Source organism: Rhodoferax sp. LS1P39 (assembly GCF_056521425.1).
On sequence record NZ_JBWMAV010000005.1, the window covers coordinates 163,601 to 189,105 of the forward strand.

25 protein-coding genes are annotated in these 25,505 nt (G+C 63.7%); 15 read left to right on the top strand and 10 right to left on the bottom strand.

Annotated features, from left to right (window positions below):
• Window positions 1–12: 12 nt before the first annotated feature.
• On the bottom strand, window positions 13–1,068 hold the full coding sequence (locus AC097O_RS10815) for a YeiH family putative sulfate export transporter (protein ID WP_479592779.1): 1,056 nt from the start codon (window positions 1,066–1,068) through the stop codon (window positions 13–15).
• A gap of 120 nt (window positions 1,069–1,188) precedes the next feature.
• On the opposite strand from AC097O_RS10815, the gene AC097O_RS10820 reads away from it, so the two are divergent.
• The 4 genes from AC097O_RS10820 (at window position 1,189) to AC097O_RS10835 (ending at window position 3,842) form a co-directional block, all read left to right on the top strand.
• Complete coding sequence (locus AC097O_RS10820) at window positions 1,189–1,359, top strand: hypothetical protein (RefSeq protein WP_479592780.1); 171 nt, start codon at window positions 1,189–1,191, stop codon at window positions 1,357–1,359.
• A gap of 54 nt (window positions 1,360–1,413) precedes the next feature.
• The gene (locus tag AC097O_RS10825; RefSeq protein ID WP_479592781.1) at window positions 1,414–2,160 is read left to right on the top strand and encodes a class I SAM-dependent methyltransferase; all 747 of its coding nucleotides are present in this window, start codon (window positions 1,414–1,416) and stop codon (window positions 2,158–2,160) included.
• A 168-nt stretch (window positions 2,161–2,328) separates the two neighbouring features.
• Window positions 2,329–3,261 (top strand): LysR family transcriptional regulator, encoded by a 933-nt coding sequence (locus AC097O_RS10830; protein WP_479592782.1) that lies wholly within the window; start codon window positions 2,329–2,331, stop codon window positions 3,259–3,261.
• A gap of 26 nt (window positions 3,262–3,287) precedes the next feature.
• Entirely contained in the window at window positions 3,288–3,842 is a 555-nt protein-coding gene (locus tag AC097O_RS10835; protein WP_479592783.1) for a glutathione peroxidase, read from the top strand.
• 114 nt (window positions 3,843–3,956) lie between these two features.
• Here the strand turns inward: AC097O_RS10835 and AC097O_RS10840 are convergent, their stop codons facing one another.
• Window positions 3,957–4,730, bottom strand: a complete 774-nt coding sequence (locus AC097O_RS10840; protein ID WP_479592784.1) for an anti-sigma factor — start codon at window positions 4,728–4,730, stop codon at window positions 3,957–3,959.
• Window positions 4,731–4,740: 10 nt separating this feature from the next.
• Window positions 4,741–5,343 (bottom strand): RNA polymerase sigma factor, encoded by a 603-nt coding sequence (locus tag AC097O_RS10845; RefSeq protein WP_479592785.1) that lies wholly within the window; start codon window positions 5,341–5,343, stop codon window positions 4,741–4,743.
• Between the two features lie 133 nt (window positions 5,344–5,476).
• Between AC097O_RS10845 and serB the strand changes: the two genes are divergently transcribed.
• The 9 genes from serB to AC097O_RS10890 all read left to right on the top strand — a co-directional run bounded on the left by serB (window position 5,477) and on the right by AC097O_RS10890 (window position 15,176).
• The gene (serB, locus tag AC097O_RS10850) at window positions 5,477–6,190 is read left to right on the top strand and encodes a phosphoserine phosphatase SerB (RefSeq protein ID WP_479592786.1); all 714 of its coding nucleotides are present in this window, start codon (window positions 5,477–5,479) and stop codon (window positions 6,188–6,190) included.
• Window positions 6,191–6,386: 196 nt separating this feature from the next.
• Window positions 6,387–8,309 carry a PrkA family serine protein kinase gene (locus AC097O_RS10855; RefSeq protein ID WP_479592787.1) on the top strand — a complete coding sequence of 641 codons (1,923 nt, stop codon included), beginning with the start codon at window positions 6,387–6,389 and terminating at the stop codon, window positions 8,307–8,309.
• 45 nt (window positions 8,310–8,354) lie between these two features.
• Window positions 8,355–9,626: a YeaH/YhbH family protein gene (locus tag AC097O_RS10860; RefSeq protein ID WP_479592788.1), complete on the top strand. Its 1,272-nt coding sequence runs from the start codon at window positions 8,355–8,357 to the stop codon at window positions 9,624–9,626.
• A 4-nt stretch (window positions 9,627–9,630) separates the two neighbouring features.
• Window positions 9,631–11,163 carry a SpoVR family protein gene (locus AC097O_RS10865; protein ID WP_479592789.1) on the top strand — a complete coding sequence of 511 codons (1,533 nt, stop codon included), beginning with the start codon at window positions 9,631–9,633 and terminating at the stop codon, window positions 11,161–11,163.
• Window positions 11,164–11,312: 149 nt separating this feature from the next.
• The gene (locus AC097O_RS10870; RefSeq protein ID WP_479592790.1) at window positions 11,313–11,756 is read left to right on the top strand and encodes a CopG family transcriptional regulator; all 444 of its coding nucleotides are present in this window, start codon (window positions 11,313–11,315) and stop codon (window positions 11,754–11,756) included.
• Between the two features lie 16 nt (window positions 11,757–11,772).
• Window positions 11,773–12,876 carry an extracellular catalytic domain type 1 short-chain-length polyhydroxyalkanoate depolymerase gene (locus AC097O_RS10875; protein ID WP_479592791.1) on the top strand — a complete coding sequence of 368 codons (1,104 nt, stop codon included), beginning with the start codon at window positions 11,773–11,775 and terminating at the stop codon, window positions 12,874–12,876.
• Between the two features lie 30 nt (window positions 12,877–12,906).
• Window positions 12,907–13,839 carry an oxygen-dependent tRNA uridine(34) hydroxylase TrhO gene (trhO, locus tag AC097O_RS10880; RefSeq protein ID WP_479592792.1) on the top strand — a complete coding sequence of 311 codons (933 nt, stop codon included), beginning with the start codon at window positions 12,907–12,909 and terminating at the stop codon, window positions 13,837–13,839.
• Entirely contained in the window at window positions 13,836–14,483 is a 648-nt protein-coding gene (locus AC097O_RS10885) for a glutathione S-transferase (protein WP_479592793.1), read from the top strand. The genes trhO and AC097O_RS10885 overlap by 4 nt, the downstream gene beginning before the upstream one ends.
• Window positions 14,484–14,678: 195 nt before the next feature.
• A complete protein-coding gene (locus AC097O_RS10890) occupies window positions 14,679–15,176 on the top strand; it encodes a hypothetical protein (RefSeq protein WP_479592794.1) in 498 nt (165 codons plus the stop codon).
• Window positions 15,177–15,200: 24 nt separating this feature from the next.
• Here AC097O_RS10890 and AC097O_RS10895 read toward each other — a convergent pair whose 3' ends face one another.
• The 7 genes from AC097O_RS10895 to AC097O_RS10925 form a co-directional block, all read right to left on the bottom strand.
• Entirely contained in the window at window positions 15,201–16,259 is a 1,059-nt protein-coding gene (locus AC097O_RS10895) for an acyltransferase family protein (protein WP_479592795.1), read from the bottom strand.
• Window positions 16,260–16,394: 135 nt separating this feature from the next.
• On the bottom strand, window positions 16,395–17,351 hold the full coding sequence (locus tag AC097O_RS10900) for an NAD(P)H-dependent flavin oxidoreductase (RefSeq protein WP_479592796.1): 957 nt from the start codon (window positions 17,349–17,351) through the stop codon (window positions 16,395–16,397).
• An 82-nt stretch (window positions 17,352–17,433) separates the two neighbouring features.
• Window positions 17,434–19,224 carry an acyl-CoA dehydrogenase gene (locus tag AC097O_RS10905; protein WP_479592797.1) on the bottom strand — a complete coding sequence of 597 codons (1,791 nt, stop codon included), beginning with the start codon at window positions 19,222–19,224 and terminating at the stop codon, window positions 17,434–17,436.
• A gap of 220 nt (window positions 19,225–19,444) precedes the next feature.
• Entirely contained in the window at window positions 19,445–20,380 is a 936-nt protein-coding gene (locus AC097O_RS10910; RefSeq protein ID WP_479592798.1) for an electron transfer flavoprotein subunit alpha/FixB family protein, read from the bottom strand.
• 1 nt (window position 20,381) lies between these two features.
• On the bottom strand, window positions 20,382–21,131 hold the full coding sequence (locus tag AC097O_RS10915; protein ID WP_479592799.1) for an electron transfer flavoprotein subunit beta/FixA family protein: 750 nt from the start codon (window positions 21,129–21,131) through the stop codon (window positions 20,382–20,384).
• A gap of 150 nt (window positions 21,132–21,281) precedes the next feature.
• On the bottom strand, window positions 21,282–22,580 hold the full coding sequence (locus AC097O_RS10920; protein ID WP_479592800.1) for a mechanosensitive ion channel family protein: 1,299 nt from the start codon (window positions 22,578–22,580) through the stop codon (window positions 21,282–21,284).
• Window positions 22,581–22,640: 60 nt separating this feature from the next.
• Window positions 22,641–23,594: a histone deacetylase family protein gene (locus AC097O_RS10925; protein WP_479592801.1), complete on the bottom strand. Its 954-nt coding sequence runs from the start codon at window positions 23,592–23,594 to the stop codon at window positions 22,641–22,643.
• A gap of 36 nt (window positions 23,595–23,630) precedes the next feature.
• On the opposite strand from AC097O_RS10925, the gene AC097O_RS10930 reads away from it, so the two are divergent.
• Entirely contained in the window at window positions 23,631–24,551 is a 921-nt protein-coding gene (locus tag AC097O_RS10930) for an AAA family ATPase (protein ID WP_479592802.1), read from the top strand.
• Window positions 24,552–24,553: 2 nt separating this feature from the next.
• Window positions 24,554–25,504, top strand: a complete 951-nt coding sequence (locus AC097O_RS10935) for a DUF58 domain-containing protein (RefSeq protein WP_479592803.1) — start codon at window positions 24,554–24,556, stop codon at window positions 25,502–25,504.
• The last annotated feature ends 1 nt before the right edge of the window (window position 25,505 follow it).

Below are 25,505 nucleotides of genomic sequence, written 5' to 3' on the forward strand. Positions count from 1 at the left end.
CGAAAAAGCAATTCAACCCAGCGACCTTACCACCACATGGTGGATGCCCGCCCCGCCCACCACCAGCCAGGCAAACAGCAGCCCGGCCAATAGCAAAGGCCGCAAGCCTGCGCGGCGGATGGCCCCCAGTTGGGTGGACACGCCCAGGGCCGCCATGGCCGTGGCCAACAGGGCCGTGTCCACCCCGTTGAGCACCTCCACCACACCTGCGGGTAGCCACTGCAAGGAATGGAACAACACCATGCCGATGAAGCCCAGGGCAAACCACGGCACGGCCAGCCGCTGCTGGGCAGCTTGTTCATCCTCGCGGGCCCGCCAGGCCGACAGCGCCAGCAGCACCGGGGCCAGCATCATCACCCGCACCATCTTGGCGATCACCGCCGCGTCGGCGGCCTCGGGCGCTATGGCACGCGCGGCCGCCACTACCTGCGCCACCTCATGGATGGTGGAGCCCATATAGATGCCAAAGCCGTGCGCACCACCAGGCACCCACTGCGCCTGCAGATTCAGGGTATACAGCAGCGGGTAGGCAAAGGTGGCCAGCGTGCCAAACACCACCACCGTGGCCACCGCCACCGTGACCTGCTCGGCCCGGGCCCGCAGCACCGGCCCGGTGGCCATCACGGCGGCGGCCCCGCACACCGCGCTGCCCATGCCAATCAGCACAACCGTATTGCGGTCCAGCCCCAGCCAGCGCGTGCCCACCCAGCACGCCAGCCCCAAGGTAGAGCCCAGCACTAGCGCATCGATCAGCACCCCGGCCAGGCCCACGCTGGCGATGTCGTGGGTGGTCAGGCGCAGTCCGTACAGCACCACGCCCAGGCGCAACAGGCGCTGCTTGGCAATATGCACGCCGGGGCCGCTGGCTGGTGCCCAGCGCGGGTAGACGGTATTGCCCACCAGCATGCCCAGCACGATGGCCAGGGTCAGCGCGCCCAGGCCGTGCGCCTGGAACACAGGCAAACCGCCCAGCGCCATGGCGCAGGCCGCCAGCGCAGCGCACAGCGCCAGCCCCGGCACCAGGCGCAAACGGGGGGTATCGGAAGACATGAAAAGCGTGGCGTACATGGTGGCGGGCGGGTGGGTTCGGGGGATGGACGCGACTGTAGACAGCTCCAACTCACCCGTCCAACAGCTTGTTTCTGTAATATCTACCCACCAAACCGGTAAACAGAAAGCCCACCCACTATGGATGTCCTGCGCCTGACCCTGCGCCAATTGCAGATTTTTGTGGCCGTGGCCCATAGCGGCAGCACCACGGCGGCCAGCTCGGCGGTGACGGAGCTGCAGTCGCTGCGCATCGGTGCCAGCACCACCATTGGCAACTACTTGAAGACGCTTAAAGCAGAACACCCCTAAGCTCGGATTTCCCGACGCGTATCATGTTGTAACTTTCAGCTATCTGGAAAACCCATGACAGCAAACAAGCAGGACATGATCCGGGCGCGCTTACAACCCTATCGGGAAATGGCCGCGGAGACCACCGTCAACGGCAACAGCTACCGTGGTCTACGCATTCATTCCCTTCCCGGGCTGCATGAGCACGTGAGCAAGGTTCTTGCCCGCAATTTGCCGACGGGTTCGGTGGTCGAGCTAGCTGCTGGGGCCGGAGCGCTTTCGCTGCGCTTGTTCGATCTCGGGTATGACGTAATGGCGACGGATGCCGTGGCAGAGAACTTCAAGGCCCCGGATGTACCGTTCCGGATGATCGATCTGGACTCAAAGAATTGGGTCCTGGACCGCGAGCCTTGCGATGCGGTTGTCGCAGTCGAAATTGTCGAGCACTTGGAGAACGCCCGTCATTTCTTGCGCAATTGCCGGACTCTTATCAAGCCTGGGGGTATCGCGGTCATCACCACTCCCAACGTCGAGAATCCCGTTTCTAAAGCCATGTTTTGCCGGACGGGGCGCGGCCAATGGTTCGAAGCGAAACATTCCCAGCACGGCCACATCTCACCGCAGGCAACGTGGCAGCTTGCCGAGGGCGCTGAAGAGGCCGGCTTTCAGGTAGTTCGCGTGGAGACCTTTGGCGACCCGTTCAATGCTGTTCGAACATGGTGGAGGATGAGAATCTTCGCGCAGCTTATTGCTGCTTTGGATGGCTTGCCAAAAGAACGGCAGGGCGAAATCTTGGTGATGGTGCTGCGCCGACCCGAATAAGCCGCCGCCCTTGCGGTTCACACACAAGCCGGTGGTGATCTCGCCTTTTTCGCCCTCGGTCTGGGGTGGATAGCCAGCGAAATATATCCATCCAGCAGCTTGTTTTCTTAGAATCCATTCATGTAGTCGGTATGCAACCGATACTTAAAGCGACCGAAAGGCTTTGCCATGGATGTACTGCGCCTGACCCTGCGCCAATTGCAGATTTTTGTGGCCGTAGCCCACAGCGGCAGCACCACGGCGGCCAGTGTGGCGATTGCGCTGTCGCAGTCGGCCACCAGCTCGGCCGTGACGGAGCTGGAGCGGCTGCTGTCGCTGCAGTTGTTTGACCGCGTGGGCAAGCGCCTGCTGCTCAACGACAACGGCCGCGCCCTGCTGCCGCGCGCGCTGGCCCTGCTGGACGGGGCGGCGGGCATCGAGCAGATGGCGCGCGTTGGTGAAAACCAGGCCCAGTCGCTGCGCATCGGTGCCAGCACCACCATTGGCAACTATGTGCTGCCGCCCTTGCTGGGTGGCTGGGCGGCCTGGCAGGCATCGGCGCAGGCCAGCGCCTGGCAGTCCAGGGTGCAGATCGGCAACACCGGGCACATCGCCCGCGCGGTGGCCGACTTTTCGCTGGACGTGGGCCTGATCGAAGGCGCCTGCCACGAGGCCACGCTGCAGGTCACACCCTGGCTGCAAGACACGCTGGTGCTGGTGGCGGCGCCTACGCACCCGCTGGCCCAAGAAAAAGCGGCATCGCTGGACGACCTGCGCGAAGCCGTATGGCTGCTGCGCGAACCCGGCTCGGGCACCCGCGAGACCACCGACCAGGCCCTGCTCCCGCACCTGCATGCCTACCGACGCAGCATCGAACTCGGCAGCTCCGAGGCCATGCAGCAGGCCGCCGTGCACGGCCTGGGCATTGCCTGCCTGTCCCGCTGGGTGGTGCAGGACAAGCTGGCTGCAGGGCAATTGCGCTGCCTGGATACGCCCTGGCCTGCCATCCAGCGCCAATGCCACCTGATCGTGCCGCGCCACAAGCAGATCACGCCCGCCTTGCAGGCCTTCATCTCCTTCGCAACAACCCCTGGGAATGCTGCGCTGATGCAAAAGCACTAGAGTTAGCCGCAACCCAGGAGACCGCCATGCACCCCACTTTCTACGCTTTTGTCTTGGCGCTAGCCGCCAGCAGTCTCCCCACCTTCGCGCAAAGCGCATGCCCCACCGTGCTGCAGCACCAATTCCCCCGCCTGCAAGACGAAGCCCCGCAGAACCTGTGCCAGTACAGCGGCAAGGTGGTGCTGGTGGTCAACACCGCCAGCTACTGCGGCTTTGCGGGCCAGTTCGAGGGGCTGGAGGCGCTGTACGCCAAACAAAAAGACAAGGGCCTGGTGGTGCTGGGCTTTCCGTCCAACGACTTCGCGCAAGAGGCCAAAACCTCCAAGGAGATTGCCGATTTCTGCTTCAACACCTACGGCGTGAAGTTCCCGATGCTGGGCAAGTCGGTGGTGTCGGGCACGGGCAAAAACGCCTTCTACGCCGAGCTGGTCAAGGCCACCGGCCAGGAGCCGCGCTGGAACTTCTACAAATACCTGATCGACCGCAAAGGCCAGGTGGTGGACAGCTACAGCTCCATGACCGGGCCCGACAGCCCCAAGCTGCTGGCGGCCATCGACAAGGCACTGGCGCAAAAGCCCTGAGTCGGATTGCTATTTTTTTTAATATCAAAAACAGTAGCTACTCACGCTTATTAAATAAGCGCTAAAGGCTGATATGGCCTATAAAAAGTGCCCTGAAAATCAGATTTAGCGCGCCTACAGCATTTTCTGGATCAAAGCGCCCTTGAACAGCACCGGCCCGGTGGGGCCAGATCCAACCGGTACGCCGCCCTTGGGCTCCAGGGTGATGGCCAGGGTGGGAACTTGCTGGACATCGCCTTCTCCGGCGGTCAGGCGCAGCAGCTTGTCGGTGCCCAATACGCCCAGCGAGCGCGGCCCGCCATTGGGTGGCAAGGCCCAGAGCTGGAGCGACTTGTCGCTGGCTTCTTGGTAGCCGCCCACCCGCTGCAACAGCAGCTTGTTGCTGCGCGCATCAAAGGTCACCAGCATCGAAGGGTCGGCCTTGCCGTCGGCCAGCACGGCCACGTATGTGATTTGCGGGGTGGCCAGCAGCTGGGTTTGCAGGCTGGCGATCTGGGTGCCCAGCTGGGTACGTTGGTCCACACCGACCACCATGGCGACGATGGCTGCCGCCACACCGGCCGCCGCCGCGCCGCGCCATAGGAACAGGTTGCGCAACCAGCCACCCGTTGCAGGCGGGGCTGCGTGGGCATCGCGCATGGCTTGGCGCTGCACGTCGGCCTGCACCAGGTTGTCAATGCGCGTCCATACCACGGGCTCGGGCAGGATCTCGGTTTGCAGCTCGGCCACGCTGCCGATGCGGGCTTGCCAGATGAGGGCGGCGGCGCGCACCGGGGCCTGCTCACGGGCCAGGGTTTCAAAGCGGCGGCGGGCACCACCGCGCAGCGTGCCCAGGGCGTAGCTGGCGGCCAGTTTGTCTAAAAGTTCAGGGTGTTGGATCAGGTTCATGGTCGGGCCCTCACGCAAACCGCGCCATGCAGGTGCGCAGCTGCTCCAGCCCGCGCCGGATCCAGGTCTTGACGGTGCCCAGCGGCAGCTTGAGCTGTTCGGCCAGCTCGCCGTGGCTCAGGTCGCGCAGATAGGCCAGGCTGACCACCTCGCGCTGGCGGTTTTCTAGCCGCGCCATGCACTGGTGCAGCGCCCAGGCCTGCTGGCTGGCGTGGGTGGTGTCCATGGGGTTGGGGCTGTCGCCCTCCAGCGTCTCGGCCATGACTTCATCGAGTTCCTGCGTCACGCCGCTGCGGTCGGCCGTGCGGCGGCGCAAAAAGTCGAGGCCGCGGCTGCGCACGATCAGCCCCAGCCAGGCCATGGGCGGGCTGAGGGTGGCGCGGTAGTCGCCTGCGGCGCGCCAGATGGTCATGAAGGCCTCTTGCAGCACGTCTTCGGCCCATTCACGGTTGCCCACCACGCGCACTGCCAGGCCGAAGAGCTTGGACGAGGTGTGCTCGTACAAAGCCTTGAGGGCGAGTGCATCGCGTTGGGCGACGCGGTCCAGCAGTTCCATGAGTTCGGTGTCCGGGTTAAGTGCGTTAAGTGAACGGGCGGGTGTGGTTGGGCGCATGGGGCGGATTGTCAGACATATCCGGATACAAACGTAGTTGCAGGGAATACGGAGCGTGCGGGCTTTTGGATTCAACCGCCTGGCAGGCGCTGGGGCTCAAGCAAAATACCGCATCTTTTTAACCGAATTCGCCATGTCCCTCCCGCACGAAATCTCCCCCGGCCTCGTCATCCAAGGCATCACACCACCGCTGCGCCTGGCCGACTACCAACTGATCGCTTTCGACATGGATTCGACCCTGATCAACATCGAATGCGTGGACGAAATCGCCGATGCCGCGGGCCGCAAGGCCGAGGTGTCGGCCATCACCGAAGCGGCGATGCGCGGCGAAATCACCGACTACAAAGACAGCCTGCGCCAGCGCGTGGCCCTGCTCAAGGGCGTAAGCGTGGCCAGCATGGAGCAGGTCTACACCCAGCGCCTGCAACTCAACCCCGGCGCGGCCACTTTGGTGGCGGCCTGCAAGGCGGCGGGCATGAAAGTGTTGCTGGTGAGCGGCGGCTTTACATTTTTTACCGACCGGATCCGTGACTTATTACACATTGATGCAACCCGCTCCAACCACCTGGAAACCGAGGGCGGCCTGCTCACCGGCCGCATGGTGGACCAGCCCTGGGGCGACATTTGCGACGGTGACGAGAAGCGCAAGATGCTGCTGGAAACCTGCGCCCAGATGGGCATTGGCCCGCACCAGGCCATTGCCATGGGAGACGGTGCCAATGATCTGCCCATGATGGGCGTGGCCGGTCTGTCGGTGGCCTACCACGCCAAACCGGCGGTGCGCGCCCAGGCCATGGTGGCCATCAACACCGGCGGGCTCGACCGGCTCCTAGAGATACTTAACTAAATGGCCTTTATCCTTACTTGACACACGCTGGGGCTAAGGCTCTATGATGAATTCAAAGCTGATTAAAAACACACAAGAATTGCGCAGCCCGCTGCGTAAGTCTTAAAACATAAATAGAAGAACTTCCCACGAGCCTTGCGACTCTGACCCATACGCCCCATACAACCGCTAACAGCACAACACCTAGGAGAATGCCATGACCATTTTCACCCGCTACCAAGGCCGATTTACCGAGGCCCAGGAAGAGGAGATGTCGGTTCAAGACTACCTGGAGTTGTGCAAACGGGACCCTTCGGCCTACGCCAGCGTGGCCGAGCGTATGTTGATGGCCATCGGCGAGCCCGCGCTGGTCGACACCCGCACCGACCCGCGCCTGTCGCGCATCTTTGCCAACAAGGTGCTCAAGGTCTACCCCAGCTTCAAAGACCTGTACGGCATGGAAGAGGTGATCGAGCACATCGTCGCCTACTTCCGCCATGCGGCACAGGGCCTGGAAGAAAAGAAACAAATCCTGTACTTGCTAGGCCCGGTGGGCGGCGGCAAGTCGTCGCTGGCCGAAAAGCTCAAGGCGCTGATCGAGAAAGTGCCGTTCTACGCCATCAAGGGCTCGCCGGTGCACGAGTCGCCGCTGGGCCTGTTCAACCCCAGCGAGGATGCCGACCTGCTGGAGTCCGACTACAAGATCCCGCGCCGCTACCTGGGCACCATCATGAGCCCCTGGGCGGTGAAGCGCCTGCAGGAGTTTGGCGGCGACATCACCCAGTTCCGGGTGGTCAAGCTACGCCCCTCGGTGCTGTCGCAGATTGCCGTGTCCAAGACCGAGCCGGGCGATGAGAACAACCAGGACATCTCGGCCCTGGTGGGCAAGATCGACATCCGCAAGCTCGAGACGTTTTCGCAAGACGACCCGGATGCGTATTCGTACTCGGGCGGGCTGTGCCTGTCGAACCGGGGCATTCTGGAGTTTGTGGAAATGTTCAAGGCCCCCATCAAAGTCTTGCACCCGCTGCTCACCGCCACACAAGAGGGCAACTACAAGGGCACCGAAGGCTTTGGCGCGATTCCGTTCGACGGGCTGATCCTGGCCCACTCGAACGAGGCGGAATGGCAGGCCTTCAAGAACAACCGCAACAACGAGGCTTTCCTGGACCGCATCTACATCGTCAAGGTGCCGTACTCGCTGCGCGTGTCGGACGAAATCCACATCTATGAAAAGCTGGTGGAAAACTCGTCGCTGGTGAAGGCCCCCTGCGCCCCTGACACGCTGCGCATGCTGGCCCAGTTCTCGGTGCTGTCGCGCCTGAAAGAGCCTGAGAATTCCAGCAGCTTCTCGAAGATGCGGGTCTACGACGGCGAGAACCTCAAAGACACCGACCCCAAAGCCAAGAGCTACCAAGAGTACCGCGACTTTGCGGGGGTGGACGAGGGCATGACCGGCCTATCCACGCGCTTTGCGTTCAAGATTTTGTCGCGCGTGTTCAACTTCGACCACCGCGAGGTCGCCGCCAACCCGGTGCACCTGATGTACGTGCTGGAGCAGCAGATCGAGCAAGAGCAGTACCCGCCCGAGGTGGAAGAAAAGTACCTGCGCTACATCAAGGAATTCCTGTCGCCGCGCTACGCCGAATTCATCGGCAAGGAAATCCAGACCTCGTACCTGGAGAGTTACTCCGAGTACGGCCAAAACATTTTTGACCGCTACGTGGTCTACGCCGACTTCTGGATCCAGGACCAGGAATACCGCGACCCCAACACCGGTGAAATGCTGGACCGCAGCGCGCTGAACGACGAGCTGGAAAAAATCGAAAAGCCCGCTGGCATCAGCAACCCGAAAGACTTCCGCAACGAGGTGGTCAACTTTGTGCTGCGCGCCCGCGCCCGCCAAGACGGCCACAACCCGCTGTGGACCTCGTACGAGAAGCTGCGCGCGGTGATCGAGAAGAAGATGTTCTCCAACACCGAAGAGCTGCTGCCGGTGATCTCGTTCAACACCAAGGGCAGCGGCGAAGAGCAGAAGAAGCACCAGGACTTTGTGAACCGCATGATCACCAAGGGCTACACCGAGAAGCAGGTGCGGCTGCTGTGCGAATGGTATTTGCGGGTACGCAAGTCGTCCTAGAAGGTTTGTGCAGAAGGCATCTTCACTCTCTTGAACGGAGTCTCCATGAGTGTGCGCATCGTAGACCGAAGGTTCGACAGCAAGCACAAAAGCTCGGTCAACCGCAGCCGCTTCATCCAGCGCTTCAAAGGCCAGATCCGCAAAGCCGTGTCCGACGCGGTCAACAAGCGCGGCCTCAAGGATCTGGACAACGGCGAAAAAATCGGCATTTCGGGCCGCGACATCGGCGAGCCGCAGTTTGAGCACGGCAAGGGCGGGGTCTGGGAAACCGTACGCCCCGGCAACGACCGTTTCCTGCGCGGCGACCAGGTGGAGCGCCCGCCCAGCGGCGGTGGCAAAGGCAGCGGCAAGGGCCAGGCCAGCCAGGACGGCGAGGGGCTGGACGAGTTCGTCTTTACCCTCACCCGCGACGAGTTTCTGGACATCTTTTTCGACGAGCTGGCCCTGCCCAATCTGGTCAAGCTGCAGCTCGCCCGCATCGAGCAGTACCGCCGCATCCGCGCCGGTTTTGTGCAAACCGGGGTGCCCACCAACATCAACCTCAGCCGCACCATGCGCGGTGCGGCGCTGCGGCGCATTGCCATCGGCGGGCCGTACGCGGCGCAGTTGCGGGCGCTGGAAGCCGAGCTGATGGATCTGCTGACCACCCGCCCGGAAGATGACCCCGAGGTGGAACAAGCCCGGCGCGACATCGCCAAGCTGCGCGCCAAGATCGAGGCCGTGCCTTTTGTGGACACCTTCGATCTGCGCTACAACAACCGCGTGCGCGTGCCCCAGCCCACCACCCAGGCGGTGATGTTCTGCCTGCTGGACGTGTCGGGCTCCATGGACGAGGGCCGCAAGAACGTGGCCAAGCGCTTCTTCATGCTGCTGTATTTGTTTTTGACGCGCAACTACGAGCGCATCGAGGTGGTGTTCATCCGCCACCACACGGTGGCTACCGAGGTGGACGAAGACGACTTTTTCACCTCGCGCGAGTCCGGCGGTACGGTGGTGTCGAGTGCCCTGAAGCTGATGCACGAAATCATCGTCGCCCGCTACCCCAGCAACGCCTGGAACATCTACGGTGCGCAGGCCTCGGACGGCGACAACTGGCACGACGACTCGCCCCGCTGCAAGGCCTTGCTGGAGGAATCCATCCTGCCGCTGACCCAGTTTTTTGCCTACATCGAAATAACCGACGGCCCACCGCAAAACCTGTGGGAGGAATACCAGAAACTGGCCGCCGCCCAGCAAGGCAGCTTCGCCATGCAGCGCATCGCCACCGTGGCCGACATTTACCCCGTGTTCCGAGAGTTGTTCAAACGCAGGGCCTGACCGCATGACAAAGCCGAAACTCTTACCCACCGGCTCCGAGTGGACCTTCGAGGCCATCGAAGAATACGACCAGGCCATAGGCGAGGTGGCGGCCCGCTACCAGCTCGACGGCTACCCGCACCTGCTCGAAGTCATCAGCGCCGAGCAAATGATGGATGCTTACGCCTCCATCGGCATGCCTGTCTACTACCACCACTGGTCGTTTGGCAAACATTTTCTGGCCACCGAAAACCGCTACAAGCGCGGCCAGATGGGCCTGGCGTACGAGATCGTCATCAACTCCGACCCCTGCATCGCCTACCTGATGGACGAAAACACCTTGCCTATGCAGGCGCTGGTGATCGCCCATGCGGCCTACGGGCACAACTCGTTCTTCAAAGGCAACCACCTGTTCAAGCAGTGGACCAGCGCCGATGCCATCGTGGATTACCTGGTGTTCGCCCGCAAGTACATCGCCCAGTGCGAAGAGCGCTTCGGCATGGAGGCTGTGGAGCAACTGCTCGATGCCTGCCACGCCCTGAGCAACCTGGGCGTAGACCGCTACAAGCGCTCGCCCCGCCTGTCGCTAGAGAAGGAAACCACCCGCCTCAAGGAGCGCGCCGAGTACCTGCAGGCCCAGGTGAACGACCTGTGGCGCACCCTGCCCCCCCGCGCCGAGGCCGAAGAGAGCCGCGAAGAAAAGCGCTTCCCGCTGGAGCCCGAAGAAAACCTGCTGTACTTCGTGGAAAAAAACGCCCCGCTGCTTGACCCCTGGCAGCGCGAGGTGGTGCGCATCGTGCGCAAGATCGGCCAGTACTTCTACCCCCAGCGCCAGACGCAGGTGATGAACGAAGGCTGGGCCACCTACTGGCACTACACCCTGCTCAACACCTTGTACGACGAAGGCCGCCTGGGCGACGGTTTCATGCTGGAGTTTTTGCAGTCGCACACCAACGTGGTCTACCAGCCCCCCTACAACAGCCCGCATTTCTCGAGCATCAACCCCTATGCACTGGGCTTTGCGATGTGGCGCGACATCCGCCGCATCTGCGAGGAGCCGACCATTGAGGACCGCGCCTGGTTCCCCGACATCGCGGGCTCCGAGTGGCGCAAGACCTTTGACTTTGCGATGCACAACTTCAAGGACGAGAGCTTCATCGCCCAATACCTGTCGCCCAAGCTGATGCGTGAGTTCCGCTTCTTCTCGGTACTGGACGACGATGCCCGCAAGACGCTGGACATCCAGAGCATCCACGACGACAGCGGCTTTCGCGCCCTGCGCCAGCAGCTCTCCGAGCAGTACGACCTGGGTAACCGCGAGCCCAACATCCAGGTCTGGAACGTCGACCTGCGCGGCGACCGCTCGCTCACCCTGCGCCACTTCGCCCACCAGCGCCGCCCGCTGGGCGAATCCAGCGCCACCGTGCTCAAGCACATGGCCACGCTGTGGGGCTTCAACGTGCGGCTGGAGCGGCAAAACGCCGACGGCAGCATCACACTGGTGGCCGAACACCAAAGCGAAAAACGCCGACGCAGCGATGTGAAAAAGACCCCCTGAACGTTTTGCTGCTATTTTTTATAGCTGCTCGTGCTTATTAAATAAGCGTTAGGTGCCGATTTCGTATAAATTTTCGGTAGCCCTTTAGGCAAAGCGGTATTTAATTTGCCATCCACATACCATCCAACCGGATGGTTTAAACTCCGGGCATGTCCTCAAAAGCTGTTGCCCCTCTCTCCCCTTCGCTCCCCGCAGTCAGGTCCAAGTTACCTGACTCCGAAAAAATCACCATCAACCTCGGCTTTGTGGACCTGGGCCACATTGACCTGCTGGTCAGTGAAAGCTTCTACGCCAACCGTACCGACTTCATCCGCACGGCCATCCGCAACCAGTTGGCCCAGCATTCCGATGCCGTCAAACAGGTGGTAGCCCGCAAGATGTTGGTGCTGGGCCTGCAGCACTTCAGCCAGGCCGACCTGCTGGCGGTGCAAGCCGCGAACCAGAAACTGCAAATCCGCGTGCTGGGCCTGGCCACCATTGCCCACGACGTGCCCGCCGAACTGGCACTGGCCACTATCGACACCCTGGAGGTGCTGGGTTCCCTGCAAGCCAGCCCCGAAGTCAAAGCCGCCCTGGCCCACCGTTGCATCTAACCCCCCGAAAGAATCCATGAGCGCCCTTTTCAAAAAACTCTTCCAGGAAGCCACCCGGCTTACCCGCAATGGCAGCTTGCAAGAAGCCACCCGCGCCATCCAGCAGGCGCTGGGCCGCGCCACGGCTTCGTCCACACCGCCCGCAGCATCGCCTTGGAAAACCGACAGCGATGTCATCGACGTGGTGGCGCGCCCTATGCCGCAGCCCGTGTCCGAACCGGTGCGCCCCCTGCACACCCCGGTGGAACCCGCCTCCAACGACGGCCCCGGCGAATTCACCGAAGCCACGTTCACCCACGCAGGCACCGCCCGCAGCTACAAGCTCTACACCCCGCCGCACGCCATCGCCCAACCCGCACAGCCCTTGCCCCTGGTGCTGATGCTGCACGGCTGCACCCAGAACCCCGACGACTTCGCCGCAGGCACCGGCATGAACGCCCTGGCGCTGGAGCACGGCTTTGTGGTGGTCTACCCCGCGCAAAACCAGAAGGCCAACGCCCAGCGCTGTTGGAACTGGTTCACCCCCGCCGACCAGCAGCGCGACACCGGTGAAGCGGCCTGGCTGGCCGCCCTGGTGCAGCAAGTCACCCGCACCCGCGCCATCGACCCAGCCCGCGTCTACGTGGCCGGCCTGTCCGCAGGCGGTGCCATGGCCAGCATCCTGGGACACACCCACCCCGACGTATTTGCCGCCGTGGGCGTGCATTCCGGCCTAGCCTGCGGCGTGGCCAGCAACGTGATCACCGCCCTGTCGGTCATGAAAAATGGCCGCAGCGCCGCCGGTGCCGTATCCCAACTGCCCACTATCGTCTTCCACGGCGATGCCGACAAAACCGTGCACCCGCACAACGCCCAAGCCGTGCTGCAAACCGCCATCGGCCAGGCCACCACCACCGCCCAAACCAGCGAAGGCCAGGCCGCTCGGGGCCAAAGCTACACCCGCACCACCTACCAAACCGCCGACGGCAGCAGCATCGCCGAGAACTGGACCCTGCACGGCGCAGGCCACGCCTGGTCGGGCGGCAGCGCCAAAGGCAGCTACACCGACCCACTGGGGCCGGATGCGTCGGCGGAGATGTGGCGGTTTTTTGCGGAGCATCCGCGCGCTTCCGTGCACTAAACTGCCGCCCCTGTCCTTGCCTGCTCTCGTATGCCTGATTTCCTGACCGCCGCCTTCTACCAGTTCGTCGCCCTGCCCGATTACGCCGACCTGCAGGCTCCCCTACAGGCCTGCTGCGAGGCGCACCGGGTCAAGGGCATGGTGTTGCTGGCGACCGAGGGCATCAACGGCACCATCGCCGGGCCGCCCGACGGTGTGCGCGCGGTGCTGGCCTGGCTGCGCAGCGACCCGCGCCTGGCAGCTTTGCAGCACAAGGAGGCCACAGCCACCCGCGACCCGTTCTACCGCATGAAGGTGCGGCTCAAGCGCGAAATCGTCACCCTGGGTGTGCCCGGTGTGGACCCGACGCAACTGGCCGGGCAGTATGTGAAGCCCGCAGACTGGAACGCTTTGATCAGCGACCCCGACGTGGTGGTGGTCGACACGCGCAACGACTACGAGGTGGCCATCGGCACGTTTGCGGGCGCACTCAACCCGCACACCCGCAGCTTCGCCGAGCTGCCCGAATGGGTGGAACAGGCCCGCGCCGAGGGCCAGCCGCTGGCGAAAAAACCCAAGGTCGCCATGTTCTGCACCGGGGGCATCCGCTGCGAAAAGTCCACTGCCTACCTGCGCGCCCAGGGTTTTGACGAGGTCTACCACCTGGAAGGCGGCATCCTCAAATACCTGGAAACCGTGCCCGAGGCCGACAGCCTGTGGCGCGGCCAGTGCTTTGTGTTTGACGAGCGCGTCTCGGTCGGCCATGGCCTGGTGCCCGGCGGGTTGGAGCTGTGCCGCTCCTGCCGCCACCCGCTGACCGAGGCCGACCTGGCCTCCCTCCAGTTCGAGCGCGGCGTGGCCTGTGCCCGCTGTGTGAATGAGACCACCGAAGCCCAAAAACAGGGCTACCGCGAGCGCGAGCGGCAAATGGCGCTGGCAGGTGAGCGCCAGACGGTGCACGTCGGCGCAAAGCTCGCCAAATGACGCTGCCCGTCCTGTATTCCTTCCGCCGCTGCCCCTACGCCATGCGCGCGCGGCTGGCGTTGGCGGTAAGCGGGCAAACCGTGGAACTGCGCGAAGTGGTGCTGCGCAACAAGCCGCCGGAGCTGCTGGCCGCGTCCCCCAAAGCCACTGTGCCGGTGCTGGTGCTGCCCGATGGACAAGTCCTAGAGCAGAGCCTGGACATCATGCGCTGGGCTTTAGAGCGCCACGACCCCGCAGGCTGGCTGCACGCGCCGCTGGCGGAAATGCTGGCGCTGGTTGCGCAAGTGGACGGCCCCTTCAAACACCATCTGGACCGCTACAAATACCCGGGGCGCTACGAAGACGATAGCTGCTCACGCCCAGCGGATAAGCACAGGGATGCGATTGGGCATATGGTTTCCGAGTGGGAGCAACGCCTGGCCGGACAGCCTTACCTGTTCGGCCCCCACCCCACGCTGGCCGACATGGCCATCGCCCCGTTCGTGCGCCAATGCGCGCATGTGGATGCCGCCTGGTTTGCTGCCCAGCCCTGGCCGCAGGTGCAAAAATGGCTGGTAGATTTTGAAGCGTCCGCGCTCTTCGAGCAGGTGATGCAGAAGTTTCCGCCATGGCAGTCCGCCGCCGCGGGCGATAAGCTGTCTTGACCACAGTCAATTACACCTACTTGCAATGCTTACTTTATTTAGTAACAAAGCAAATGGGGCACACAGCACGGTTTCGGTACCCCTGACCCACAATGGGGCATGTCTGGTCAGCCACCCGATAGCCACCACATTCGAAAAACTTTGATTGCAGCAGCGAAGCACCGGCGCATACGCTCCCCCGATGCCGCAGCAGGGATGTGCCTGACTGCGTCGGTAGAGTTTGCGCTGGCCGCCAGGAAGCTGGCGCCCCTGCAGTTTGTACGTTGGCGGGTGGTCAAGGAACCCGCCTATTGCGAACACTGGGCGGTACAGATCAACGAGAGCGAGGTTGTGGACCTGACGCATGTGCAGGTCGATGGCGATGACGAGCCCGCGCACACTCTGGACTCGTACCCGGCCCACTACCGCCACCCCAGGCGGTATCCCTGCGATTTGCTCACCGAACTGCTTGCGCAAGACGGTACGGTTGTGCACTGGCATACCTTGGCGCGTGCCCGGCTGCGCATGCACTGGTTTGATATCCGCCAGGCGCGGTGGCACCAAAAGCCGCTAGAACTGGTGCGCGCCAGCGGTGAATGGCTGCGCTACGCGCTGGTCACAGCACGCAAGGCCTTGCTCCAGCGCCTGCTGGCACGCCATGCCCACTTGCGGCAGACGGGCCGCAGCAGGCACCCGTGGACACACGGGCGCTGATCGTAGACGTAGACAACCCCTTCCCTACAGCGCCTTCAGCCCCATCAGCAACAACCCCGCCGCCATAAACCCGCCCTGTAAACGCAAAGCCTGCGGCAGGCTGACCCGGCGGGTTTCCACGTGGCGGTACAGCCACTGGCCCGAGCGCAGTGACAGCGCAAACGCCAGCAGCATGCCTGCGGCATTCATCCACGGCTGGGTGGGGAAGTACTGGCTGAACACGGTGTTGACCAGCAGGCACACCGAGAAATGCACCAGAAACACCGAGTACGCCATCTGCCCCAGGCGTTGCACGCGCGGCAGGGGCGACCACTGGCGGGCCCAGGGGCTAGCCTGCAACACGCCCAGCACCAGTGCGGTGACCAGGGCTACGGCGATGCGTTCGCGAAAGTCCAGTACCAGGGCGGTCAGGCCCAGCAGGGCCAGGGCCGCCAGCCAGGCCCAGGGCTGGGTGCTGCGACCGGCCCAGAAGGCCAGCATGCCCAGGCCGTAGGCCCCGGCAAAGTACAGGCCCAGGGTGTCGAAGGTGGCGTCCAGGTTGAAGTACAGCAGCGAGGCACTGGTCAACCCCAGCACCAGCACCGGGGCCAACCAGCGGGCTGACCATTGCCGCGCCACAGTCAGCACCAGCACCGCCAGCGCAAACAATTGAAAGTCCACCGCCACGTACCAGACCCCGGCCGACAGCGCCTCGTAGCCCAGCAGGTCTTGCAGCATGAACACATGGGCCAGCAACTGGGGCAGCGAGGGTTCGCTGGGGATGGACGGGTGGTCCATGCCATAGCGCGCCACTTCGGCCGCCAGCAGGCCAAACAGCAGGGCCGCCAGATACGGCACCGACAGGCGCACAAACCGGCGCTGCACCTGCTGCCACGGGCTATCGAACCGGGCCACGCCGCCGGGTGCCAGGGTGCTGGCCGCCAGGTAGCCGCCCAGCACCAGAAACACCTGCACGGCCATGCGGCCATAGTCAAACAGCCAGTCCATCAGCTCGCTGGCCAGCGGGTAGGCGACGGTGGACATGGGGCCGTAAAACACCAGGTGGTGGGCCACGACCAGCGCACAGGCCAGGCCTTTGATCACGTCAAGCAGGGGAATGCGGGAAGCTGGGGTAGCGTGAGGAATGGAGATCGACATCGTCACAAAAAAACGTCCGCCCGCCACTGGCAAAGCAGCGGCGGGCGGACGGGTATCAGAGGCGCAGCGCGCCGGTAAAAATTACACAGACAGCCGGGCTTTGGCCTCGGCATATTCGCGGGAGAGTTGGGCAACATAATCGGCCACGGGCTGGATTTTACGGACTGCGCCGATGCCCTGGCCGCAGCCCCAAATATCCTTCCAGGCCTTGGCCGCCGTGTCACCGCCAAAGTTCATCTTGGTGGGGTCGCTCTCGGGCAGGTTGTCGGGGTCCAGGCCGGCAGCGCGGATGCTGGGTGCCAGGTAGTTGCCATGCACACCGGTGAACAAATTGCTCAGCACGATGTCGTCCGAATCGCCGTCTACCACGGCCTGCTTGTAGGCCAGCGCGGCGCGCGCCTCGGTGGTGGCGATGAAGGCGGAGCCGATGTAGGCAAAGTCGGCCCCCATGGCCTGGGCTGCCAGCACTGCACCGCCGGTAGAGATGGAGCCGCTCAGGGCCAGCGGGCCGTCGAACCATGCGCGGATTTCCTGGATCAGCGCAAACGGGCTCTTGATGCCCGCATGGCCGCCCGCGCCGGTGGCCACGGCGATCAGGCCGTCTGCGCCCTTCTCTATGGCCTTGTGGGCAAACTTGTTGTTGATGATGTCGTGCAGCACCACGCCGCCGTAGCTGTGGGCCGCCGCGTTGATGTCTTCGCGCGCCCCCAGCGAGGTGATGACGATGGGCACCTTGAACTTCACGCAGGCCTGCATGTCGTGCTCCAGCCTGTCGTTGGATTTGTGCACGATCTGGTTGATGGCAAACGGTGCGGCGGGTTTGTCCGGGTGGGCCTGGTTGTAGGCCGCCAGGGTCTCGGTAATCTCGGCCAGCCAGTCGTCCAGCTGCGCAGCCGGGCGGGCGTTGAGCGAGGGCATGGAGCCCACCACACCGGCAATGCACTGCGCAATCACCATCTGCGGCGTGCTGACGATGAACATCGGCGAGGCGATGACGGGCAGCGGCAAGGCGCTCAAGGCGGCGGGAAGCTTGGACATGTCGTCTCCAGATCGGTTTTTATAAGAAATCAGGCTCTAGCGCTTATTCCATGGGCGGCAAAAGCTACTAAAGTTATAGCAATCAGTAAGCATCCAAGGCCAGGCCGGTGACGCTGTCCGCGCCCTCCACGATGCTGTCGCGCAGGCTTTGTGCGGCCACCAGCACATGGTCGGCATAAAAACGGGCGGTGGTGATCTTGGCCTGCATGAAAGCGGTGTCCTCGCCCTTGGCCAGCAGCTCTTCGGCCACCAGCAGCGAGCGCGCCAGTTGCCACCCGGCCACCAGCTTGCCCGCCAGCATCAGGTAGGGCACGCTGCCCGCAAACACGGCATTCGGCTGGGCCTTGGCCTGGGTGACCACAAAAGTCACCACGTCCAGGAAGGCGGTGCGGGCGGTTTTCAGGCGGCGGGCCACGGCCACCGCGTCGGCGCTGCCGCTCTGGGTCAGCGCGGTTTCGGTCACCACGATCTGGCGCGCAATGGCCTTGGCCGTGGCACCGGCATCGCGCAGGGTTTTGCGGCCCACCAGGTCATTGGCCTGGATGGCGGTGGTGCCTTCGTAGATGGCCAGAATCTTGGCATCGCGCAGGTACTGGGCGGCCCCGGTTTCTTCGATGAAGCCCATGCCGCCGTGCACCTGCACGCCCAGCGAGGCCACGTCCAGGCTCATTTCGGTGCTGTAGCCCTTGACCAGCGGCACCAGGAATTCGTAGATGGCCTGGTTCTGCTGGCGGGTTTCGGCCTCAGGATGGTGGTGGGCAATGTCGTAGGCCGCTGCCGCCGCCATGGCCATGGCACGGCAGCCCTGGGTGTGGCCGCGCATGGTCATCAGCATGCGCTGCACGTCGGGGTGGTGGATGATGGCCACGCTGGCCTTGACCGAGCCATCTACCGGACGGCTTTGCACCCGGTCTTTGGCAAACTGCACCGCCTTTTGGTAGGCCCGCTCGGCCACCGCAATGCCCTGCACACCCACGGCGTAACGGGCGGCGTTCATCATGATGAACATGTACTCCAGGCCGCGGTTTTCTTCGCCCACCAGGTAACCCACGGCACCGCCGTTATCGCCGTACTGCAGCACGGCGGTGGGGCTGGCCTTGATGCCGAGCTTGTGCTCGATGCTGACGCAGTGCACGTCGTTGCGCGCACCTAGCGTTCCATCGGCATTGACCAGAAACTTGGGCACCACGAACAGACTGATGCCCTTCACGCCCTCGGGCGCGCCGCTTACCCGCGCCAGCACCAGATGGACGATGTTCTCGGCCATGTCGTGCTCACCCCAGGTGATGAAAATCTTGGTGCCAAACACCTTGTAGTTGCCGTCGGCCTGCGGTTCGGCGCGGCTGCGCACCATGGCCAGGTCGCTACCGGCCTGGGGCTCGGTCAGGTTCATGGTGCCGGTCCACTCGCCGCTGACCAATTTTTCCAGGTACGTGGCCTTGAGCGCATCCGAGCCTGCCGTCAGCAAGGCTTCGATCGCGCCGTCGCTGAGCAAGGGGCATAGCGCAAAGCTCAGGTTGGCGCTGTTGCACATTTCCACGCAGGCCGCGCCGATCGACTTGGGCAGGCCCGCGCCGCCGTAGTCCGCCGGGTGCTGCAGGCCCTGCCAGCCGCCTTCGGCAAACTGCTTGAAAGCGCCCTTGAAGCCTGGCGAGGCGGTGACCACGCCGTCTTTCCAGGTGGAAGGGTTCTGGTCGCCCGTCCAGTTCAGCGGAGCAAGCACGCCCTCGTTGAATTTGGCCGCCTCTTCCAGCACCGCCTGGGCCGTGTCCAGCCCCGCGTCTTCAAAGCCCGGCAGCGCAGCGATGTGGTCGATGCGGGCCAGATGCTGGATGTTGAACAGCATGTCTTTCAGCGGGGCGGTGTAGCTCATGGGGTGTCTCCGAGATCAAAAATAGGTACAAAAAAAGCACCTCGCAGGATGCCTTCTCTTGCTGTTTTGCACCTTACAGAGGGAATCCACCCAAGCTGGCAGAACCCGCCCCTTCCAGAAACACCGCAGAACTGGCTTTGCCAGGCTGCTGGTGTTGCCCCCTGCAAGGGGGTTGGAGAAAGATGCGAAGCACTGAAGCCTGGGGGTGTGCTTTATTACATTACAGCGCCTTGACCAGTTCTGGGACTGCGACGAATAGATCGGCTACCAGCCCGTAATCCGCCACGCTGAAGATCGGCGCTTCTTCGTCCTTGTTGATGGCCACAATCACCTTGCTGTCCTTCATGCCCGCCAAGTGCTGGATGGCGCCACTGATACCGGCGGCCACGTACAGCTGGGGCGCCACGATCTTGCCGGTCTGGCCCACTTGCCAGTCGTTCGGGGCGTAGCCTGCGTCTACGGCAGCGCGCGATGCTCCCAACGCGGCACCCAGCTTGTCGGCCAGGGGCACCATGACTTCGTTGAACTTCTCGGCGCTGCCCAGGGCCCGGCCACCGCTGACGATGATCTTGGCGGCGGTGAGTTCGGGGCGGTCGTTCTTGGCGATTTCGCTGCCCAGGAAGCTGGTGCTGCCGCTAGCAGCTACTGGCGCTATGCTTTCAATAGCTGCTTGCGCCGATTCCATATGCGCTGCAGCATCAAAACCCGTAGTACGCACGGTGAGCACCTTGGTCGCGTCCAGGCTTTGCACGGTGGCGATGGCGTTACCGGCGTAGATGGGGCGCTCGAAGGTGTCGGCGCTGATGACTTTGGTCACGTCGCTGATCTGGCCCACGTCCAGCTTGGCAGCCACGCGGGGGGCCACGTTCTTGCCCGAGGCGGTGGCGGGGAAGACGATGTGGCTGTAGCCGGAGGCCAGGGCCAGCACCTGGGCGGTGACGTTCTCGGCTAGGCCGTGTGCAAACCCGGGGGCATCGGCGTGCAGGACCTTGGCGACTCCGGCGATCTGGGCAGCAGCCGCCGCAGCGCCACCGGCGTTGCTACCGGCGATGAGGATGTGCACATCGCCTCCGCATTGGATGGCGGCGGTGACGGTGTTCAGGGTCGCGCCTTTGACGCTGGCGTTGTCGTGTTCGGCAATGATAAGTACGGACATGTCAGATCACTTTCGCTTCGGTCTTGAGTTTGGCAACCAGGGTGGCCACGTCGGGGACTTTGATACCGGCGCTGCGTTTGGGCGGCTCGGAGACTTGCAGGGTCTTGATGCGCGGTGACACATCCACACCCAGGTCTTCGGGCTTGAAGACATCCAACTGTTTCTTCTTGGCCTTCATGATGTTGGGCAGGGTGACGTAGCGGGGTTCGTTCAGGCGCAGGTCGGTGGTGACCACGGCGGGCAGCGAGACGCTGAGGGTTTCCAGGCCGCCGTCGACTTCGCGGGTGACGCTGGCTTTGCCATCGGCGACCTCGATCTTGCTGGCGAAGGTGGCCTGGGGCAGGTCGGCCAGGGCGGCGAGCATTTGGCCGGTCTGGTTGCAGTCGTCGTCGATGGCTTGCTTGCCCAGGATGACGAGGCCGGGTTGTTCCTTGTCGACCAGGGCTTTGAGGAGCTTGGCGACAGCCAGGGGTTGCAGTTCTTCGGCCGTTTCGACCAGGATGGCACGGTCGGCGCCGATGGCCATGGCGGTGCGCAGGGTCTCGGAGCACTGGGTGACACCGCAGGAGACGGCGATGATCTCGGTGACCACGCCCTTCTCTTTCAACCGCACGGCTTCTTCGACGGCGATTTCGTCAAAGGGGTTCATGCTCATCTTGACGTTGGCGATGTCTACGCCCGTTCCGTCGGTTTTGACGCGGACCTTGACGTTGTAATCGACCACGCGTTTTACGGCTACCAGTACCTTCATGCTGTTGGCTCCTAAAAGTTATGCAATGTAATTCTCGAGCGTGATTTTATGCCGCAACCCAAACAGGGTCCGAAAAAATAGTACGGTCGTTCTTTTTTAAATTATAAAAGGCAAACGGGACTTTGTGGCTTGCTATTTGGCCAGTCAGGGTCAATTCGGCGACACCAGATCGCCGGGTATCGGCGGGTGGGCGCTTTGCAGCCGGATGCCAATCTGCTGCGCACGCAGCGCCTGCAGGATGCGCAGGTTGATGGCCGAGCGCAGGTTGCCCTGGCCGTTTTCGGGGTCGTTGATCCAGTAGCCCAGGTGGAATTCCAGGCCCTCGGGCGCAAACTCGGCCAGGGTGGCCGCCGGTGCGGGCTCGCGCAGCACGCGGGGTTCTTGCAAGGCGGCCTCCTCCATCAATGCCATCACCACCTCGGCCGGGCTTTGAAAGCCCACGGTGACCGCGGTGGATTGCGAAATGCGGGAATTGTTGAGCGACAGGTTTTCCACCCGCTGGATCAGCAGCATCTCGTTGGGCACGATGGATTCGCGGCCATTGGGGGCGCTGACCACGGTGTAGCGGGCGTTGATGTCGGTGACCCGGCCTTCAAAGTTATCCACCTTCACAAAGTCGCCAATGCGGATGCTGCGCTCTGCCAGGATCACGAAGCCGCTCACGTAGTTGGCCGCCAGCTTTTGCAGGCCAAAACCGATACCCACGCCCACCGCGCCGCCCAGTACCGACAGCGCCGTCAGGTCGATGCCCACCGACGACAAGGCCACGAGCAGGCCCACAAACATCAGCAAGGCCCGGGTGGCGTTGCTGATGGCCTTGCGCAGCGACAGCGCGCTGCCGGTGGCCGACTTCAGCAGCCGCGCCTCGATGGCAGCCGAAATCCACAGCGTGAAGATCAGCACCGCCCCCGCGGTGAGCGCGCCTTCCACCAGGTTGCGGGCCGACAGCATCGAGCCGCCCACCTTCCATTTGAACTGGTCCAGCTCGTCCAGCAGCACCGGCAGCAGGCCGCTGACCCACAGCACCATGGCCAGCCAGGCGACCCAGGAAATCGTGCGCTCCAGCAGCCGCACGATGGGCGCATTGTTGAACGCCACCTGCAGCACCTTGACCCCGGTACGGATCACCGCCAGCGACACCAGCACCGGCATGGCAATCTTGAACACCGCCAGCGGCATCCAGTGCCCCACCAGCAATTGCGCCAGCAGGCCCAGGCCCAGCAAGAGCAGCGGAAACATCACCCCATCCACAAGGCGGCGGCCAAACAGAATGGACTTTTCGTCGGGCGTGCCCACCGCGCGGCGCACCAGCCAGACCAGGGTCCAGGCCAGCAGGATGCAGGCCCCCAGGGAGGCCAATTCCACCAGGGCGGTGGGGCGTAGCAGGGCGGCTAGCCAGCTGTCGAGATCGGTGATGGGGGCGGCGTTGGCAGTAGAGACAGAATTCATGGAGCTCAGAGAATACAAAGGCAAAATAGGTTCCCGCGCTGATGGGAAGGGCACGAGCAGCTACAAATCTGCTAGCACACGAATGTGCGCTTCCACGCTGCGGCCCAGCGCGCTCAGGTCGTAGCCGCCCTCCAGGCTGCTGACGATGCGGCCCTTGGCGTAGCGGCGGGCGATATCTTTGATGCGCATGGTGATCCAGGCGTAGTCTTGCTCGACCAGGCCCATCTGGCCCATGTCGTCTTCGCGGTGCGCGTCGAAACCGGCGCTGATGAAAATCATCTCGGGACGGTGCTCCTCCAGACGGGGCACCCAGTACATCTCGACCAGTTCACGCACCTCCATGCCGCGGGTGTAGGCGGGCACGGGGATGTTGACCAGGTTGGCCGCATCCGACTGCGCACCGCCCTCGGGATAGAACGGGTGCTGGAAAAAGCTCACCATCAGAATGCGCCCGTCCCCGGCCACGATGTTCTCGGTGCCGTTGCCGTGGTGCACGTCAAAGTCCACAATCGCCACCCGCTGCAGGCCGTGGCGCTCCAGCGCGTACTTGGCGGCAATCGCCACGTTGTTGAAAAAGCAAAAGCCGCTGGAGGTGTCGCGCCCGGCATGGTGGCCCGGCGGGCGCACCGCGCAAAAGGCGTTTTCCAGCTCACCCGCCATCACTGCGTCGGTGGCGGCCAGCGTGGCCCCGGCGGCGGCCAGGGCGGCATCCCAGGTGTAGATATTCAGGCTGGTGTCTGGATCGACCTGCGCGTGGGTGGGGCCACCGGCGTTGATGTCCTCGCGCAGCGTATCGGTCAGGCCGCGCAGGGTGTACACCAGGCTGCGGCTGTGCGCCAGCTCGATATCGGCCAGGGCGGCGGGCGCGGCCTGGAAATGCTCCAGCGCATCGCCCACGCCACTGATCAGCAAACGATCGTCAATCGCGTCCAGCCGCGCCGGGCATTCGGGGTGGCCTGCGCCCATTTCGTGCTTGCGGCAGGCGGGGTGGGTGAAGTAGCCAGTCTTGTTCACGGTTATAGGTCTTTAATTTTTTGGTAACGTGAAGAAATGCACGTACAAAACAAACTCAACGAACTGCTAAAACAGCTTAACACGGTGATTGTGGGCAAACCCGCGCAGGTACAGGACTGCGTGGCCTGCCTGTTGGCGGGGGGACACCTGCTGATCGAAGACGTGCCCGGGGTGGGCAAAACCACGCTGGCCCATGCGCTGGCCCGCACCTTTGGCCTGCAGTTCTCGCGCGTGCAGTTCACCGCCGACCTGATGCCCAGCGACCTGAGCGGCGTATCCATCTACGAGCGCGGCAAGGAAGCCTTTGTGTTCCACCCCGGCCCGCTGTTTGCGCAGATTTTGCTGGCCGACGAAATCAACCGCGCCAGCCCCAAAACCCAGAGCGCGCTGCTGGAGGCCATGGAAGAAAAGCAGGTCACGGTAGAAGGCGCCACCCGCCCCCTGCCCTCGCCCTTCTTCGTCATCGCCACGCAAAACCCGCTGGACCAGCTGGGCACCTTCGCCCTGCCCGAGTCGCAGCTCGACCGGTTTTTGATGCGTATCTCGCTGGGCTACCCCGACCGCGCCTCCGAGCGCCAGCTGCTGGCCGGACAAGACCGGCGCGACCTGGTGGAGCATCTGCCCAGCCTGCTGAGTCCCGCCGAGCTGCAAAGCCTGCAGCAGCAGGTGCTGCAAGTCCATGCCGCCGATCCGCTGCTCGACTACGTGCAAGACCTGGTGGCCGCCACCCGCTCGGGCCGCTGGTTTGTGCAGGGCCTGAGCCCGCGCGCCGGTATTGCCGTGGTGCGCGCCGCCAAAGCCCAGGCGCTGCTCAGTGGCCGCGACTACGTGGCCCCGGACGACGTGCAGGCCATCCTGGCGCAGACCGTGGCGCACCGCCTGGTACCGGTGGGCGACGCAGGCCGTGGCGCAGTGGCCCAGGTGCAGGCCATGATCGCGGGCACGCCCTTGCCGTGAACATGCTGCGGGCCCGCTTCCAGCGCTGGTGGCAGGCGCGCATCCAGTTGACCGACACCACGCTGCTGACCCAGCGCAACGTCTACATCCTGCCCACCGGCCCCGGCTGCATGCTGGCGGCCACGCTGCTGGTGCTGCTGGTGGCCAGCATCAACTACCAGCTCAACCTCGGGTATGTGCTGACCTTCATGCTGGCCGGATGCGCCGTGGTGGGCATGCACGTGGGCCACGCCACGCTGCGCGGGTTGACTCTGCATTTGATAGCACCTACCGCCCAGTACATGGGCGCTAGCGCCCTGATTTCCATACAAGTCATCAGCACGCGCAAAACCACCCGCCACGGCATTGGCCTGGGCTTGCTGGGCAGCGGCCACTGGGCCTGGACCGACGTGCCCGCGCAGGGCAGCAGCCGGGTGCAAATCGCCTTCACCCCCACCCAGCGCGGCCTGCAGCACCTGCCCGCCATCACCGCCGAAACCCGTTTCCCGCTGGGCACCTTCCGCGTCTGGACCTACTGGCGGCCCGCTGCGCAGTTGCTGGTCTACCCCCGCCCCGAAGCCCACCCGCCGCCGCTGCCCCCCGGCCAGCCGCGCGCGGGCGGGGCCAGCCACAGCGCGCCGAATGCCAGCGGTGAATTCGACGGCGTGCGCCCGTATCGGCGCGGCGACCCGCTGAAGCTGGTGGTCTGGAAAAAGGCCGCCAAGGCCGATGAACTCGTCAGCCGCGACAGCCAGCAAGCCCAGCGCCACGAGCTCTGGCTGGACTACGCCCAGGCCGGGTCGCCGGGGGTGGAAGCCAAACTCTCGCGCCTGTGCGCCTGGGTGCTGCTGGCGGACCAGCTAGGGCTGGACTACGGGCTGCGCCTGCCGGGGCAAGACCTTGCGCCGGGCGCAGGCGAGGCGCACAAGCGGCGTTGCCTGGAGGCATTGGCTTTATGCCAAATCGGTGCCTAGC